The 13,287-nt window shown below is 72.4% G+C and carries 11 protein-coding genes; 3 read left to right on the top strand and 8 right to left on the bottom strand.

What is annotated here, in order from left to right; translation table 11 throughout:
• Positions 1 to 90: 90 nt before the first annotated feature.
• The 5 genes from ACPOLA_RS17660 to gatC form a co-directional block, all read right to left on the bottom strand.
• Positions 91 to 705 (bottom strand): maleylpyruvate isomerase N-terminal domain-containing protein, encoded by a 615-nt coding sequence (locus ACPOLA_RS17660; protein ID WP_435771819.1) that lies wholly within the window; start codon positions 703 to 705, stop codon positions 91 to 93.
• Positions 706 to 771: 66 nt separating this feature from the next.
• On the bottom strand, positions 772 to 2,181 hold the full coding sequence (locus ACPOLA_RS17655; RefSeq protein ID WP_435771818.1) for an HNH endonuclease: 1,410 nt from the start codon (positions 2,179 to 2,181) through the stop codon (positions 772 to 774).
• 282 nt (positions 2,182 to 2,463) lie between these two features.
• The gene (gene gatB / locus ACPOLA_RS17650) at positions 2,464 to 3,957 is read right to left on the bottom strand and encodes an Asp-tRNA(Asn)/Glu-tRNA(Gln) amidotransferase subunit GatB (RefSeq protein WP_435771817.1); all 1,494 of its coding nucleotides are present in this window, start codon (positions 3,955 to 3,957) and stop codon (positions 2,464 to 2,466) included.
• On the bottom strand, positions 3,954 to 5,480 hold the full coding sequence (gene gatA / locus ACPOLA_RS17645; protein ID WP_435771816.1) for an Asp-tRNA(Asn)/Glu-tRNA(Gln) amidotransferase subunit GatA: 1,527 nt from the start codon (positions 5,478 to 5,480) through the stop codon (positions 3,954 to 3,956). Before gatA ends, gatB begins: the two co-directional genes overlap by 4 nt.
• Complete coding sequence (gatC, locus tag ACPOLA_RS17640; protein ID WP_435771815.1) at positions 5,477 to 5,776, bottom strand: Asp-tRNA(Asn)/Glu-tRNA(Gln) amidotransferase subunit GatC; 300 nt, start codon at positions 5,774 to 5,776, stop codon at positions 5,477 to 5,479. The genes gatA and gatC overlap by 4 nt, the downstream gene beginning before the upstream one ends.
• A 90-nt stretch (positions 5,777 to 5,866) precedes the next feature.
• Here gatC and ACPOLA_RS17635 point away from each other — a divergent pair, with 90 nt between their 5' ends.
• Positions 5,867 to 6,304, top strand: coding sequence for a hypothetical protein (locus ACPOLA_RS17635; RefSeq protein WP_435771814.1), 438 nt, complete (start codon positions 5,867 to 5,869; stop codon positions 6,302 to 6,304).
• Positions 6,305 to 6,315: 11 nt separating this feature from the next.
• On the opposite strand, the gene ACPOLA_RS17630 is transcribed toward ACPOLA_RS17635, so the two are convergent.
• Genes ACPOLA_RS17630 through ligA form a run of 3 tightly spaced genes read right to left on the bottom strand, consistent with a single transcriptional unit; the run spans position 6,316 to position 10,556 of the window.
• The gene (locus ACPOLA_RS17630; RefSeq protein ID WP_435771813.1) at positions 6,316 to 7,356 is read right to left on the bottom strand and encodes an alpha/beta hydrolase family protein; all 1,041 of its coding nucleotides are present in this window, start codon (positions 7,354 to 7,356) and stop codon (positions 6,316 to 6,318) included.
• Between the two features lie 31 nt (positions 7,357 to 7,387).
• On the bottom strand, positions 7,388 to 8,401 hold the full coding sequence (locus ACPOLA_RS17625) for a TolB family protein (protein ID WP_435771812.1): 1,014 nt from the start codon (positions 8,399 to 8,401) through the stop codon (positions 7,388 to 7,390).
• Positions 8,402 to 8,441: 40 nt separating this feature from the next.
• Positions 8,442 to 10,556 (bottom strand): NAD-dependent DNA ligase LigA, encoded by a 2,115-nt coding sequence (gene ligA, locus ACPOLA_RS17620; RefSeq protein ID WP_435771811.1) that lies wholly within the window; start codon positions 10,554 to 10,556, stop codon positions 8,442 to 8,444.
• A 199-nt stretch (positions 10,557 to 10,755) separates the two neighbouring features.
• Here ligA and ACPOLA_RS17615 point away from each other — a divergent pair, with 199 nt between their 5' ends.
• The gene (locus ACPOLA_RS17615; protein ID WP_435771810.1) at positions 10,756 to 11,367 is read left to right on the top strand and encodes a TetR/AcrR family transcriptional regulator; all 612 of its coding nucleotides are present in this window, start codon (positions 10,756 to 10,758) and stop codon (positions 11,365 to 11,367) included.
• 48 nt (positions 11,368 to 11,415) lie between these two features.
• Positions 11,416 to 13,068, top strand: coding sequence for an MFS transporter (locus ACPOLA_RS17610; protein WP_435771809.1), 1,653 nt, complete (start codon positions 11,416 to 11,418; stop codon positions 13,066 to 13,068).
• Positions 13,069 to 13,287: the final 219 nt, after the last annotated feature.

Below are 13,287 nucleotides of genomic sequence, written 5' to 3'. Positions count from 1 at the left end.
GGACGTGTGCTTGGTTGTCGCCCGCAGCCTACCGCCGCACCGCCGCCGGTCCCACGTCGGCGGCCACCGGTGGTCCCGGCCGGGTGCTCCTCAGAGCAGGCTGAAGCCGTCCGGGAGCCCCCGCCGACCGGTGACCGCCAGCAGCAGCTCACTGGCGACGCCGTCGACTGCTGCGAGGTCGGCGACGATCGCGAGCGCCTGGGCAGCGGTGGGGACGGGAAGCGGCACGGTCACGCCGAGCGCCGCCGCGAGGTCGGCGGTGTGCACCGCGAGCTCGAAGGCGCGGGTCGGCAGGTAGTCGCCCAGTCGCATGCCGCCGGCGATCGTGGTCACCAGCTCGGTGCCGTCGCACGCGTCGAGCAGCGGCACGACGCGCTCCGCGATGGCGGCCACGCCCGCCGCCGGGTCCTCCCCCAGCGCGACGCCGGCATCCCTCCCGCGCTGCGCGACCCCCGCGCCAGCGGCGATCTCCCTCGTGGCCAGGTAGTAGGCCGCCGGATCCTCCACCGCCACGGCCTCCGCCGGCCGGGCGAGATACTCCTCGACGGTGATGAAGGAGCGACTGGTGTGCCCGACCAGGCTCCGGACGTCCCACTCCCCCAGCCCGGGCTCGTTCCACCGGTCTCCCACGAGTGCCGTCGTACGGACGAAGCACTGGGCGCCCTCGACGAAGGCCGTGACGGATGTGTCCCAGGGGAATCGCATGGCCGCAGGTTAGAGGGCCGGGCATGCCGCTGGCCCCACCTGGCGGTGGGGTGCGGAGCGGGGTCGCTAGCCGGGGCAGGGTGGGCCGGTCTGGATGGGCCAGGGCCGGGTGTCGTGGTCGGGCGGGATGCCCATGACCGTCTCGTCGACGTGGACGGGTGGGTCGAGGGTCCTGGTGCCGGTGTGGTCGACCAGGAAGTGCCGCCCGTTCGCGGTGATCCACAGGTACGTGCCGGGTTGGACGATCACGTAGCGCCAGGTGGAGAACGTCTTCGCCCGATGATGCGCCCGGCAGGCCGGGACGAGGTTGCACGGACACGTCACCCCGCCCCGGCTGTGCGGGAGGGCGTGGTCGAGGTCGCAGCGACTGGCGCGGCGGCCGCACCACGGGAACGCGCAGTGGTGGTCGCGCAGCTCGACCTGGTGGCGGTGGCGGTCGGGGATCTCGTAGGAGTCCACCGGGATGTGTCCGGCGAGGTCGATCACCGGACGCACGACCACCGTCGTCCCAGAAGTGGCGAGCCACTCCTTGATCTGTGCGACGGTGATGGGGCGTTGCTGGTCCTCCCACCGCCCCACCGGAGCAGCAGTCTCACCAGTAGCGCTGGTGATGGCGGCATCCGAGACGTGGACGTTGAGCACGGCCTTCCGGCCGCGGGATGCGGTGGTGACCTCGCCGGTGGACTCGTCGACGGTCTCGAGGTCGAGGGTCAGGTCGTTGCGGGCCAAGTCGCCGACCGCGACCGCCCGCCGCACATCGAGCGACCCGTCGTGGCCGAGCTTGCCCAACAACACCGCGCGGCGGTTGACGGCGGTGTCCAGGTCCGCGCCATCAGCAGCGTCCAGGACGCCGTCGACCTGCACCACGCCGTCGGTGAGATGGTCGAGGTGCACGTCGAACCGCCGGGAGTCCGACGACTCCTCACGGCGGGCCTCAGCCGCCTCGGGGTCGTAGAGGGTGATGGCTTCGTCGATGTGGTGCTCGACCTCCCGCCACGAACACGACCGGATGTGCGGGGCGAGCTTCCGGTCGACGTACGCAGCGGCCTCGAGGCTGAGGTCGTGGGTGAGGTCGGCGACCCGTTCGGCCTTCCACGGCGCACACCGCCCGGCGAGGACGGCGGCGTAGATCTGCTTGAGTCGCCACGCGCACCCGATCACCCGGCCGACGTAGGCGCGGCCACCGTCGGGGTTGCGTTCCAGGGTCGCGATCAGCTCCATCAACGCGAACTCCGACACCAGCGGTGCACCCGGGCCCGCGATCGGGATCCCGGTGTCCACATACCCCTCGATGACGGTAGCGGCGCCCTCCTCGCAGTCCACGACGTTGCGGTCGGCCCACGCGACGATCGCCCTCCACTCGTCGATCAGGAGGGACCTGCGAGCACGGAGGCCGCCGGCGAGGTGCTCGAGCAGCTCACGGTCCGAGCAGTGATCGAACTGCCCCTCCGCGTCGCTTTCGTTCCCGAGCTCCATGACACCCATCAAAGCACCACCCGCCGACACAACCCCGAGCCGGAAACCCGCCTGGGGACAGACGATTCTCCATCCGGCGCTGTGGACGAAAGGTGGCGCAAACCGGGTTGCAGCGACAACGATCGCGGCCCCCACGGCACCCGCCCCGCGCCCTACGAAACGGCAGCCGGCAACGCAACCCGACCACAACCAGAACCGGTCCGCCTAAAAGCCCTTTCGGACCCGTACCACCTACGAAACCGCAGCCCCGCGACAGCCGCCGCGCCCCCAGCCGACCCCAGCTCAGCCGAGCTTCTCGAGGATCAGCTCCCGCACCCGCCCGGCGTCGGCCTGGCCGCGCATCTCCTTCATCACCGCACCGATCAGCGCGCCGGCGGCGGCGACCTTCCCGTCCCGGATCTTGTCGGCGACGTCGGGGTTGTCGGCGATGGCCTTGTCGACGGCGGCGGACAGCGCGCCCTCGTCGGAGACGATCTCGAGCCCGCGGGCGGCGACCACCTCCTCCGGCGTGCCCTCACCGGCGATCAGGCCGTCGAAGACCTGGCGGGCGAGCTTGTCGTTGATCCTGCCGCTGTCGACGAGAGCCTGGACGGCGGCGACCTGCTCGGGCGTCACGCCGACCGCGGCGAGGTCCACGCCGGCGTCGTTCGCGCGCCGGGCCAGCTCGGAGAGCCACCACTTCCGCGCCGCCTGCGGGGTGGCGCCGGCGGCGACGGTCTGCTCGACGAGGTCGAGCGCCCCGGCGCCGACCGTGTCGCGCATCTCCAGGTCCGAGAAGCCCCACTCCTCCTGCAGCCGCGCACGTCGTACGGCGGGAGGCTCGGGCAGCGTCGCGCGCAGCTCCTCCACCCAGGCGCGACTGGGCGCGACCGGCACCAGGTCGGGCTCGGGGAAGTAGCGGTAGTCCTCGGCGTCGGACTTGACCCGACCGGAGCTGGTCGTGCCGTTGTCCTCGTGGAAGTGCCGGGTCTCCTGCAGCACCGACCCGCCGGCGAGCAGCACGCCCGCGTGACGGGACATCTCGTAGCGGACGGCGCGGTCCACCGACCGCAGCGAGTTGACGTTCTTGGTCTCCGTGCGCGTCCCGAGCGCATCGCTGCCGGCCGGCGCGAGCGACAGGTTCACGTCGCAGCGCATCGAGCCCTGCTCCATCCGCACGTCGGACACGCCGAGGCCGAGCAGGATCTCGCGGAGCGCGGCGACGTACGCCTTGGCGACCAGGGGGGCCTTGTCACCGGTGCCGAGGATCGGCCGGGTGACGATCTCGATCAGGGGGATCCCGGCGCGGTTGTAGTCCACGAGGGAGTGGTCGGCGCCGTGGATGCGGCCGTCGGAGCCGCCCACGTGCAGCGACTTGCCGGTGTCCTCCTCCATGTGCGCGCGCTCGATCTCGACCCGGTAGGTCTCGCCCTCGACCTCGACGTCGAGGTGGCCGTCGAAGGCGATCGGCTCGTCGTACTGCGACGTCTGGAAGTTCTTCGGCATGTCCGGGTAGAAGTAGTTCTTCCGGGCGAACCGGCACCACTCGGCGATCTCGCAGTTCAGCGCGAGGCCGATCCGGATCGCGGACTCGACCGCCATGCCGTTGACCACCGGCATCGCGCCGGGCAGGCCCAGGCAGGTCGGGCAGACCTGCGTGTTGGGCTCCGCGCCGAACTCGGTCGGGCAGCCGCAGAACATCTTCGTGTTCGTGTTGAGCTCGACGTGCACCTCGAGCCCGAGGGCGGGGTCGAACTTCTCGACGACCTCGTCGAAGGGGACGAGCGTCTCGGTCATCGTGCCGCCTCCAGGGTCGGTGCCTTGTCGAGGATGGGGCCGCCCCAACGGGCGGTGAGCGCGGCCTCGACGGCGGCGCCCACCCGGTAGAGGCGGTCGTCGGCGAGCGCCGGCGCGAGCACCTGGAGACCCACGGGGAGACCGTCCTCGTCGGCGAGGCCCGCCGGCACGGAGATGCCCGGCACGCCGGCCAGGTTGGCCGGGATGGTGGCGAGGTCCTGGAGGTACATCGCCAGCGGGTCGTCCAGCTTCTCGCCGAGGGGGAACGCCGTGGTCGGCGAGGTCGGCGAGACGAGCACGTCGACGTCCTCGAAGGCCGCGGCGAAGTCGCGGGCGATCAGCGTGCGCACCTTCTGCGCCTGGCCGTAGTAGGCGTCGTAGTAGCCGCTCGACAGGGCGTAGGTGCCGAGGATGATGCGGCGCTTCACCTCGTCGCCGAACCCGGCGTCGCGCGTCGCCTTCATGACGTCCTCCGCGCTGGGGTTGCCGTCCGGCACGACGCGCAGGCCGTAGCGCATGGCGTCGAACTTCGCGAGGTTCGACGAGGCCTCCGCGGGCAGGATCAGGTAGTACGTCGCGAGCGAGTGCACGAACGACGGACAGGAGATCTCGGTGACCTTCGCGCCGAGCTCCTGCAGCAGGTCGACGGTCTCCTGGAAGCGCGCCATCACGCCCGGCTGCCAGCCGTCGCCGGCCAGCTCCCGGATCACGCCGACGCGGAGGCCGGCGAGGTCGCCGCCCGCTCCCTGGCGGGCCGCCTCGACGAACCGGCCGACCGGCTCGTCGACGGAGGTGGAGTCGAGCGGGTCGTGACCGCCGATCAGGTCGTGGAGGAGCGCGGAGTCGAGCACCGTCCGGGTCACCGGGCCGACCTGGTCGAGGCTGTTGGCCAGCGCGACCAGGCCGTAGCGGGAGACCCCGCCGTAGGTCGGCTTGACGCCGACGGTGCCGGTGAGCGCCCCGGGTTGGCGGATCGAGCCGCCGGTGTCGCTGCCGAGCGCCAGCGGCGCCTCGTGGGCGGCGACCGCGGCGGCCGAGCCGCCGCCGGACCCGCCGGGGATCCGGCTCTGGTCCCACGGGTTGCGGGTGGGACCGTAGCCGGAGTGCTCGGTGGAGGAGCCCATCGCGAACTCGTCCATGTTGGTCTTGCCGAGGATCGGCAGGCCGGCGGCCTTCACCTTGCGGACCACCGTGGCGTCGTACGGCGGCACCCAGCCCTCGAGGATCCGGGATCCGCAGGTCGTGGGCAGCCCCTGGGTGGCCAGCACGTCCTTGATCGCGATCGGCACCCCGTCGAGCGGGTGCCGCGGCTCACCGGCGGCGCGGCGCCGGTCGGAGGCCGCGGCCTGCTCCAGCGCCCCGTCGGCGTCGACGTGCAGGAACGCGTGGACGCCGGTCGAGGCGTCGCCGTCGACCGCGGCGATGCGGTCCAGGTGGGCCTGGGTGATCTCGACGGACGTGGTCTCGCCGGCAGCCAGGGCGTCCGCCAGCTCGGCGGCGGTCCGGCGCGTCAGGTCGCTCACTGCTCGTCCCCCAGGATCCGGGGCACCCGGAACCGTCCGTCCTCGGCCTCCGGCGCCCCGGAGAGCGCCTGCTCCGCCGTCAGCCCCGGCACCACGACGTCGTCGCGGAAGACGTTGGTCAGCGGGATCGGGTGGGAGGTCGGCGGGACGTCGTCGCCGGCCACCCCCTGGATGGACGCGACCGACTCGAGGATCACATTGAGCTGCGGGGCCAGGTGGTCCAGCTCGGCGTCGTCGAGGTCGATCCGGGCGAGATCGGCCAGGTGGGCCACCTCGTCGCGGGAGATCTCGGGCATGCCCGCAATCCTAGGCTCCGGCCCGCCGCGGCCGGGGTGCCGGGGCGGCCCACGGGGGGACCGGTCGGTGCAGTCCCTAGAATCCGGCAGGTGCCCCCCGCCCACCCCGTCCCACCCAGGATCCCGCAGCGAGTGATCGTGACCGGCACGGCGGGGCCGGCCCTCGACACCTTCGCCCGCCGGGCCGCCGACGTGATCGACGTACCGCTGGTGCCGCTGGCGGAGCTCCTCGGGGCCGACGACGTCGCCCGGCTCGCCGCGTTCGACGGCTGGATCGCCGCCGGCGAGTACGACGCCGGCCGGGCCCCGCTCCTCGACCGGGCGGAGGCTCTGGTGCACCACGACCTTCCCGCGCCGGTCTCGCTCACCGGCATCGTCCGGCGGACGCTGCGCCGGGTGCGGGCCGAGCTCGGTGCGGAGCCCGACGCGTGGGTGGCCACCGCCGCCGCCGCGCACCCCGCACTGCCCGTGGTGCGGCTGACGCGGGCCGACGACGTGGAGCACTGGCTGCGGGCCGTCGGAGGCTGACGTCAGGCAGCTCAGGCCAGGTGCCGGTCGAGGAACCGCACGGTGCGTTGCATCGACACTGGGAACTGCGGTCCGAACGCGTGCCCCTCTCCGGGATAGGTCCGGAGGGTGACGTCCACGCCGGCGCGCTCCATCAGCCGCGCGGTCTCGCGGCTCCAGCGCAGGGGGCAGGTGTCGTCGAGGGTGCCGTGGTGGATGAGCACGGGCTCGGTGATGTCGTCGAAGTGGGTGCGCGCGCTGATGCCGTCCCAGAACTCGGGGCTCTCCGACGGCTCGCCGTAGCGGCGGATGATCCGGCGGGCGACCGTGTCGCGGCCGGGATCGGGTCGGATCCAGCGCTCGAAGTTGTCCACGGCGTCGGAGCTCACCGGCGCGAAGGCGACTCCGGCGTCGACCAGGCCCGGCGCGACGACGAGGGCGTTGTAGACGACTCCCCCGCCCATCGACCGGCCCACCAGGCCGACCCGCTCGTCGTCCACGGGCCCGTCCCAGGCGCGCAGCGCATGGACGGCGTTGATCACGTCCTCGGTGTAGCCCAGACGCATGTCGAGCTCACCCTGCGGGTCGTCGGAGGAGCCGGCATGGTTGCGGTAGTCGACGTGGAGCGCGACGTAGCCGTTGTCGCCGAACCACGCGCGCTCACGGGTCATGCCCTGCCCGTTCACGTAGACCGCGGGGTCGATGTAGCCGTGGGCGAGCACCACGGTGGGGAACGGACCCCGGCCGTGCGGGATCGCGATCCGGCCCGAGATGGTGAGGTCGCCGCTGCGGTAGGTGACGACGTGCTGCCGGTGGGACGCGGTGCTCAGGACCTGCTCGCCCAGCCGCAGCCGGCCGCCGTTGAAGTCCTTCGCGGCCAGCGCCTCGAGGGAGACCGGGTGCGGCGGCTCGGCATCCGTGGTGCCCTCGCTGGCAGGGGGCTGCTGCTCGGTGGGCGCGGGACTCGACGAAGCGGTCTCCGCGCCGTCGGGGGGCGACTCGTCCACGGGATCCGCACCCGAGCAGCCGGTGAGCACGAGAGCGAGGATGACCGCCGGGACCGACCGCAACATGGACCAAGTCTGCACCGGTCGTGGGGACGGGTCAGTCGCGCCAGTCCGCGAAGAGCGCGTGCCTGCCGGGCTGGGTCAGCGCGCGCGTCTCTCCGGTGTCGACGTCGATGCGGGTCAGCACGCCGTCCTCGTTCGCCGCCCCGTCGGCCGAGTACACCAGGAACCGGCCGTCGGGGGACCAGGCCGGTGGCCAGTGGTCGTTGCCGGGAGTGCGGGTGAGGCGGCGTACGCCGGTGCCGTCGACGCGCATCACGAAGACGTCCTCGCCCCACCGAGGAGGGTCCTCCGCCGTCACGTCGCCGGTCGGCGAGATGAAGGCGATCCGCTCGCCGTCCGGCGACCACGACGACTCGTAGGCGGCAGGCAGGCCAGCGGGGCCCAGCTCCGCGGGCTTCCCGCCGTCGACGCCGACCGACCACAGGGTGGTCTCGAGGAAGGTGCCGCCCTCGATCGGCACGTCGTAGAGCAGGCGTCGCCCGTCGGGAGAGAGCGCGGGCCAGCTGCCGACCGGCGCGAGCTCGGCCCGGTCGGTGCCGTCGACGTCGACCACCGCGACGGCGTGGGCGCCGCCGCACGGCCCGCCGGTGAAGTAGAGCCGCGCGCCGTCGGGCGACCAGCGGGGCGTCTCCTCGCACTCGGGGGTGGCAGTCACCCGGCGCCGTCGGCTGCCGTCGGCGTCCATCACGTAGAGGTCGTACTGGGCGTCCTCGCCGGTGGCGCAGGCGAACGCGATCCGCCGACCGTCGGGCGACCATGCCGGCGTGATCTCGAGCAGCGCGTCGTCGGTCAGGCGTACGGCGTCGGTGCCGTCGGCCCGCACCACCCAGAGGTCGCCGGCGCCTTCGCGGTAGGAGGTGAAGACCAGCTCGTGGCCGTCGTCGACGGTCACGTCGTCGAGCGCCGCGGCGGCGCAGGGCGCGCCCGCCGGCTGGGCGACGCTGGCGGGCGGCTCCGGCGCGTCCGGCTCCGGCTCGTCCGGCTCCGCGCGGGAGCTGCAGCCGACGGTGGTCAGCAGGGCCAGGACGCCGACGAGCAGGTTCCGCACCGCGCGAGTGTGACAGCGTCCGCCGGACGGCGTGACCGGATCAGGCCAACGCGTCGGCGCCGCCCTCCAGCAGCCGCTTGAACCCCGCCTCGTCGAGGATCGGCACCCCGAGCTGTTCGGCCTTGTCGGCCTTCGAGCCGGCGTTGTCGCCGACCACGACGTAGTCGGTCTTCTTCGACACCGATCCCGACGCCTTGCCGCCGCGGGCGAGGATGGCCTCCTTGGCCGAGTCGCGCGAGAAGTCCTCGAGGGAGCCGGTGACCACGATGGTGAGGCCCTCCAGCGTGCGTGGCACCGACTCGTCGCGCTCGTCGGCCATCGCCACGCCCGCCGCGGTCCACTTGTCCACGATCGCGCAGTGCCAGTCGACGGAGAACCACTCGATGACCGCGGCCGCGATGGTCGGTCCGACCCCCTCGGCGGCGGCGAGCGCGGCCTCGGACGCCGTCCGGATGCGCTCCATCGAGCCGAACTCCGCGGCGAGGGCGCGCGCCGCGGTCGGGCCGACGTGCCGGATCGACAGCGCGACCAGCACCCGCCACAACGGGACCGCCCGGCGCTCGGCGAGGTTGTCGAGCAGCTTCTGGCCGTTGGCCGTGAGGGCTCGCGAGCCGTCGGCCGAGACGTGCGGGCCCTCCTCCCCCTTCTTCGGGGCCCGCGTGAAGAGCGGCGTGGTGAGCAGCTTGTCGACGGTGAGGTCGAAGATGTCGCCCTCGTTGGCGATGGCGCCGGCCTCGAGCAGGGCGACCGCCGCCTCGTAGCCGAGCCCCTCGATGTCGAACGCGCCGCGCCCCGCCACGTGGAACACCCGCTCGCGCACCTGCGCCGGGCAGTGCTCGTGGTTGGGACAGCGCAGGTCCTTGTCGCCCTCCTTCTGCTGTGCCAGCGGCGTGCCGCAGGCCGGGCAGGCGGTCGGCATCTCCCACACGGGGAGACCCTCGGGGCGGAGGGCGAGCACCGGGCCGACGATCTCGGGGATCACGTCGCCCGCCTTGCGGAGCACCACCGTGTCACCGGGCCGGACGTCCTTGCGCCGCACCTCGTGGGCGTTGTGCAGGGTCGCCATCTCGACGGTGGAGCCGGCGACCCGCACCGGCTCCATCACGCCGAAGGGGGTGACTCGACCGGTCCGCCCGGTGTTGACGTCGATCCGGAGCAGCGTGGTGTTCACCTCCTCGGGCGGGTACTTGTAGGCGATCGCCCACCGCGGCGCGCGGCTGGTCGACCCGAGCCGCCGCTGGAGCGCGACGTCGTCGACCTTGATCACCACGCCGTCGATCTCGTGCTCGACGGAGTGGCGCTCCTCGCCGTAGCGGCCGATGTAGTCCTCGGCCTCCCGCAGGGTCCCCACCACGGCCACGCGGTCGGAGGTCGGCAGGCCCCACGCGCGCAGCGCCCGATAGGCCTCGGACTGGGCCCGCGGCTCGAAGCCGCGACGCTCGCCGAGCCCGTGGCAGACCATGCCGAGGGCGCGGGTCGCGGTGACCCGCGGGTCCTTCTGGCGCAGCGAGCCGGCCGCCGCGTTGCGGGGGTTGGCGAAGGGCGCCTTGCCGGCCTCGGTCATCGCCACGTTGAGCGCCTCGAACGCCTCCACGGGGAGGAAGACCTCGCCGCGGACCTCGACCAGCTCGGGGACGGGGAAGTCGTCGCTCGCCGTGAGCCGGTGCGGCACCGAGTCGATCGTCCTCACGTTCGGCGTGACGTCCTCGCCCGTGCGCCCGTCGCCGCGGGTCAGGGCGCGCACCAGCCGCCCCTTCTCGTAGAGCAGGTTGATGGCGAGCCCGTCGACCTTGAGCTCGCACAGCAGCGGCGGGCTCTCGATCCCGTCGCGCGCGATCCGCGCGTGCCACGCCTCCAGCTCCTCGAAGGAGAACGCGTTGTCCAGGCTCTCCATGCGTTGCAGGTGGTCGACCGCGGTGAACTCCGTCGACACCGCCCCGCCGACCTTCTGCGTCGGCGAGTCGGGGGTGCGGAGCTCCGGGTACTCCTCCTCCAGCTCCTCCAGCCGCCGCATCATCCGGTCGAACTCGGCGTCGGAGAGCGTGGGGTCGTCGAGCACGTAGTAGCGCCACCGCGCCTCCTCCACGGCGTCGACGAGCGTGGCGTGCTCCTCGCGGACTTCGGTGGGTACGACGGGGAGGGCGGCCTCGCTCATGGGGACATCTTGCCGCCTCGCGCCGACACCGGCCCCGGCCGGGACCGGGTGTCGGTGCCGTCCGGCAGGGTCGTCGCTGTCACACCCGAAGGTCCCACGGTGTCCTCTGGACACCGGACCGAGTATCGCGTTGCACGAAACGGTACGGTTTCGTACTATCAGTTGAAACGAAACCGTACCGTTCCATCCTCCGAGGAGCATGATGTCCCCCAAGCGAGCACTTCAGGCGGCAGCCGACCAGCTGCGACCCCGCGTGGAGGGCGACCGCGAGCAGGAGATCCTCGACGCGGCGCTCGACGTCCTCGCCGAGGCCGGCTACGACCGGCTGACGATGGACGCCGTCGCTGCCCGGGCCAAGGCGTCGAAGGCGACGCTCTACCGGCGGTGGAACGGCAAGGCCGCGCTCGTCATCGACGCCCTGATCTCGCAGAAGGAGGCTCCGTCCCTCCCCGACACGGGCAGCCTCCGCGGGGACCTGATCGGCGCGTTCTGCGGGATGGGCGGGATGACCGACGCCCGGCAGATGGCCCTGCTCGGCAGCGTCATCACCGCGATCAGCCGCGACGCGGAGTTCGCCGAGGCCTTCCGGCGCGACTTCATCGGGCCGAAGGCGGCGATCAACACGGCCATCTTCGAGCGAGCACGGGCCCGGGGCGAGATCCGCGACGACATCGACCTCGACATCCTCGGCCCGGCCCTGCCGGGGATCCTGCTCCACCGGCTCTTCCTCCTCGGGGAGTTCCCCACGGAGGAGCTCATCACCGCAGTGATCGACCAGGTGATCATTCCGGCCGCCGCCAACCGCGGCTAGCAGCACCGCTTCACCCCCCTCACCCAACACCTCACCGAAGGAACGTTCATGACCAACGTCGAATCGCTCGACCCTGCGGCGACGACCTCGTCCGCCACGGTCGAGGAGGCGCCGCCGAAGCACCTCGGGCTCGCCCTGGTGCTGATCCTCACGGCGCAGCTGATGGTGGTGCTCGACGCCACGATCGCCAACATCGCACTCCCCTACATCGGGGCGGACCTCGGCATGACCCAGGCCAACCTCACCTGGATCGTCACCGGCTACGCCCTCGCCTTCGGCGGCCTGCTGCTGCTCGGCGGCCGGCTCGGCGACCTCTACGGCCGGCGCCGGCTCTTCGCCACCGGCCTCGCCGTCTTCGCGGTCGCCTCGCTGCTCGGCGGCCTCGCCACCAACGAGGGGCTGCTGCTGGCCTCTCGCGCCCTCCAGGGCGTCGGCGCCGCGATGGCGGCGCCCGCCGCGCTGGCACTGATCACCACCACGTTCCCGGCCGGCCCCGCACGCAACCGGGCGATGGCGGCGTACGCGACGATGTCGGGCATCGGTGCGGCCATCGGCCTCATCCTCGGCGGCTGGCTCACCGGTCTCGACACCTTCCTCGGCGTGGACGTCGACGGCTGGCGGCTGACCTTCCTGATCAACGTCCCGATCGGCCTGATCGCCGCCCTGGCGGCGCCGCGCGTGCTCACCGAGTCCGACGCGCACGTCGGACGGATGGACGTCCCCGGTGCGATCACCGGGACGCTCGGACTGCTCGGGATCGTCTTCGGCCTGTCCCGCGCGGGCGAGGAGGCCTACGGCTGGGACCACGTCCAGACGATCGCGCCCCTCGCCGGTGGCCTGCTCCTGCTCGTGGCCTTCGCGTTCATCGAGTCCCGCGTGTCGCACCCGCTGCTCCCCGTCCGGATCTTCGCCAACCGCACCCGGGCCACGAGCTTCGCCGCGATGATGGTTGCTCCCGCTGCGATGTTCGCGATGTTCTACTTCCTCAGCCTCTTCATCCAGCAGGTGATGGGCTTCGGCCCCCTGGAGGCCGGCTTCGCGTTCCTGCCCTTCTCCTTCGGCATCGTGATCGGGGCGGGTCTGGCGTCCAACCTGGTCTCGCGGGTGGACCCGCGCTACCTCGCGGGCACCGGCACGCTGCTGGCCGCGGCGGCGCTGTTCATGTTCTCGCGGATCCCGATCGACGAGTCACCGCAGGCCGTGCTGCAGGCACTGACCGACGGCGGGGCCGACATCAACTACTGGACCCGGATCTTCCCGTTCATCGTGCTGATGGCGGTCGGCATGGGGCTCACCTTCGTGCCGATGACACTGACCGCGGTGCACCACGTCCGCGCCGAGGACTCCGGCATCGGCTCGGGCGTGCTCAACACGATGCAGCAGGTGGGAGGCGCGCTCGGTCTGGCCACCCTCAGCACCGTGGCCCTGCACTTCATGAACGGTCAGGCCGACGAGGTCTCCGGCCCGATGGCGGAGGCGATCACGGCGGGCGGCGGCGACCCGACCGCTCCGGTGCCGGGCACCGACCTCTCCTTCATCGAGGCCGCGGTCTTCGGGTCGAGCTTCCCCGAGGGTGCCACCCATGCCTTCCTGGTCGCCTCGTTCCTGATGCTGGGAGCGTCGGCCATCATCTGGGCGTTCCTGAACGTCAAGCACACCGAGCTGGCGACGGACGGCCCGGAGGGCGTCCACGTCGGCTGACTGTGAGGATTCCCTTCGCAGCCTGATGGTGCTGGGCTGTGGGCAGGCAACTGCGAGCGTGACCCTTCGGCTGACTGGCTCAGTGCCTTTGGCGGGACTTGTCCGCTCGTGGTTACCGGCCCCGGCCCGGTCGGAGCAGCTGGCCTGATCAGGAGCTTGACCGACCGGTGTTCGCGCACCGGTCGTGTCTCATCACAGTCCTGCCGAATCTCCGCCCCG

This window comes from Nocardioides proteolyticus (genome assembly GCF_051280635.3).
Lineage (GTDB): Bacteria > Actinomycetota > Actinomycetes > Propionibacteriales > Nocardioidaceae > Nocardioides.
This window is presented reverse-complemented; position numbering and strand designations above follow the sequence as displayed.

Coding starts and splice junctions, on each gene's coding strand:
- gatC (WP_435771815.1), bottom strand. CDS start 5,776: ATGCCCGAGATCTCCCGCGACGAGGTGGCCCACCTGGCCGATCTCGCC.
- ligA (WP_435771811.1), bottom strand. CDS start 10,556: ATGAGCGAGGCCGCCCTCCCCGTCGTACCCACCGAAGTCCGCGAGGAG.
- ACPOLA_RS17655 (WP_435771818.1), bottom strand. CDS start 2,181: ATGGAGCTCGGGAACGAAAGCGACGCGGAGGGGCAGTTCGATCACTGC.
- ACPOLA_RS17630 (WP_435771813.1), bottom strand. CDS start 7,356: ATGTTGCGGTCGGTCCCGGCGGTCATCCTCGCTCTCGTGCTCACCGGC.
- gatB (WP_435771817.1), bottom strand. CDS start 3,957: ATGACCGAGACGCTCGTCCCCTTCGACGAGGTCGTCGAGAAGTTCGAC.
- ACPOLA_RS17615 (WP_435771810.1), top strand. CDS start 10,756: ATGATGTCCCCCAAGCGAGCACTTCAGGCGGCAGCCGACCAGCTGCGA.
- ACPOLA_RS17660 (WP_435771819.1), bottom strand. CDS start 705: ATGCGATTCCCCTGGGACACATCCGTCACGGCCTTCGTCGAGGGCGCC.
- ACPOLA_RS17610 (WP_435771809.1), top strand. CDS start 11,416: ATGACCAACGTCGAATCGCTCGACCCTGCGGCGACGACCTCGTCCGCC.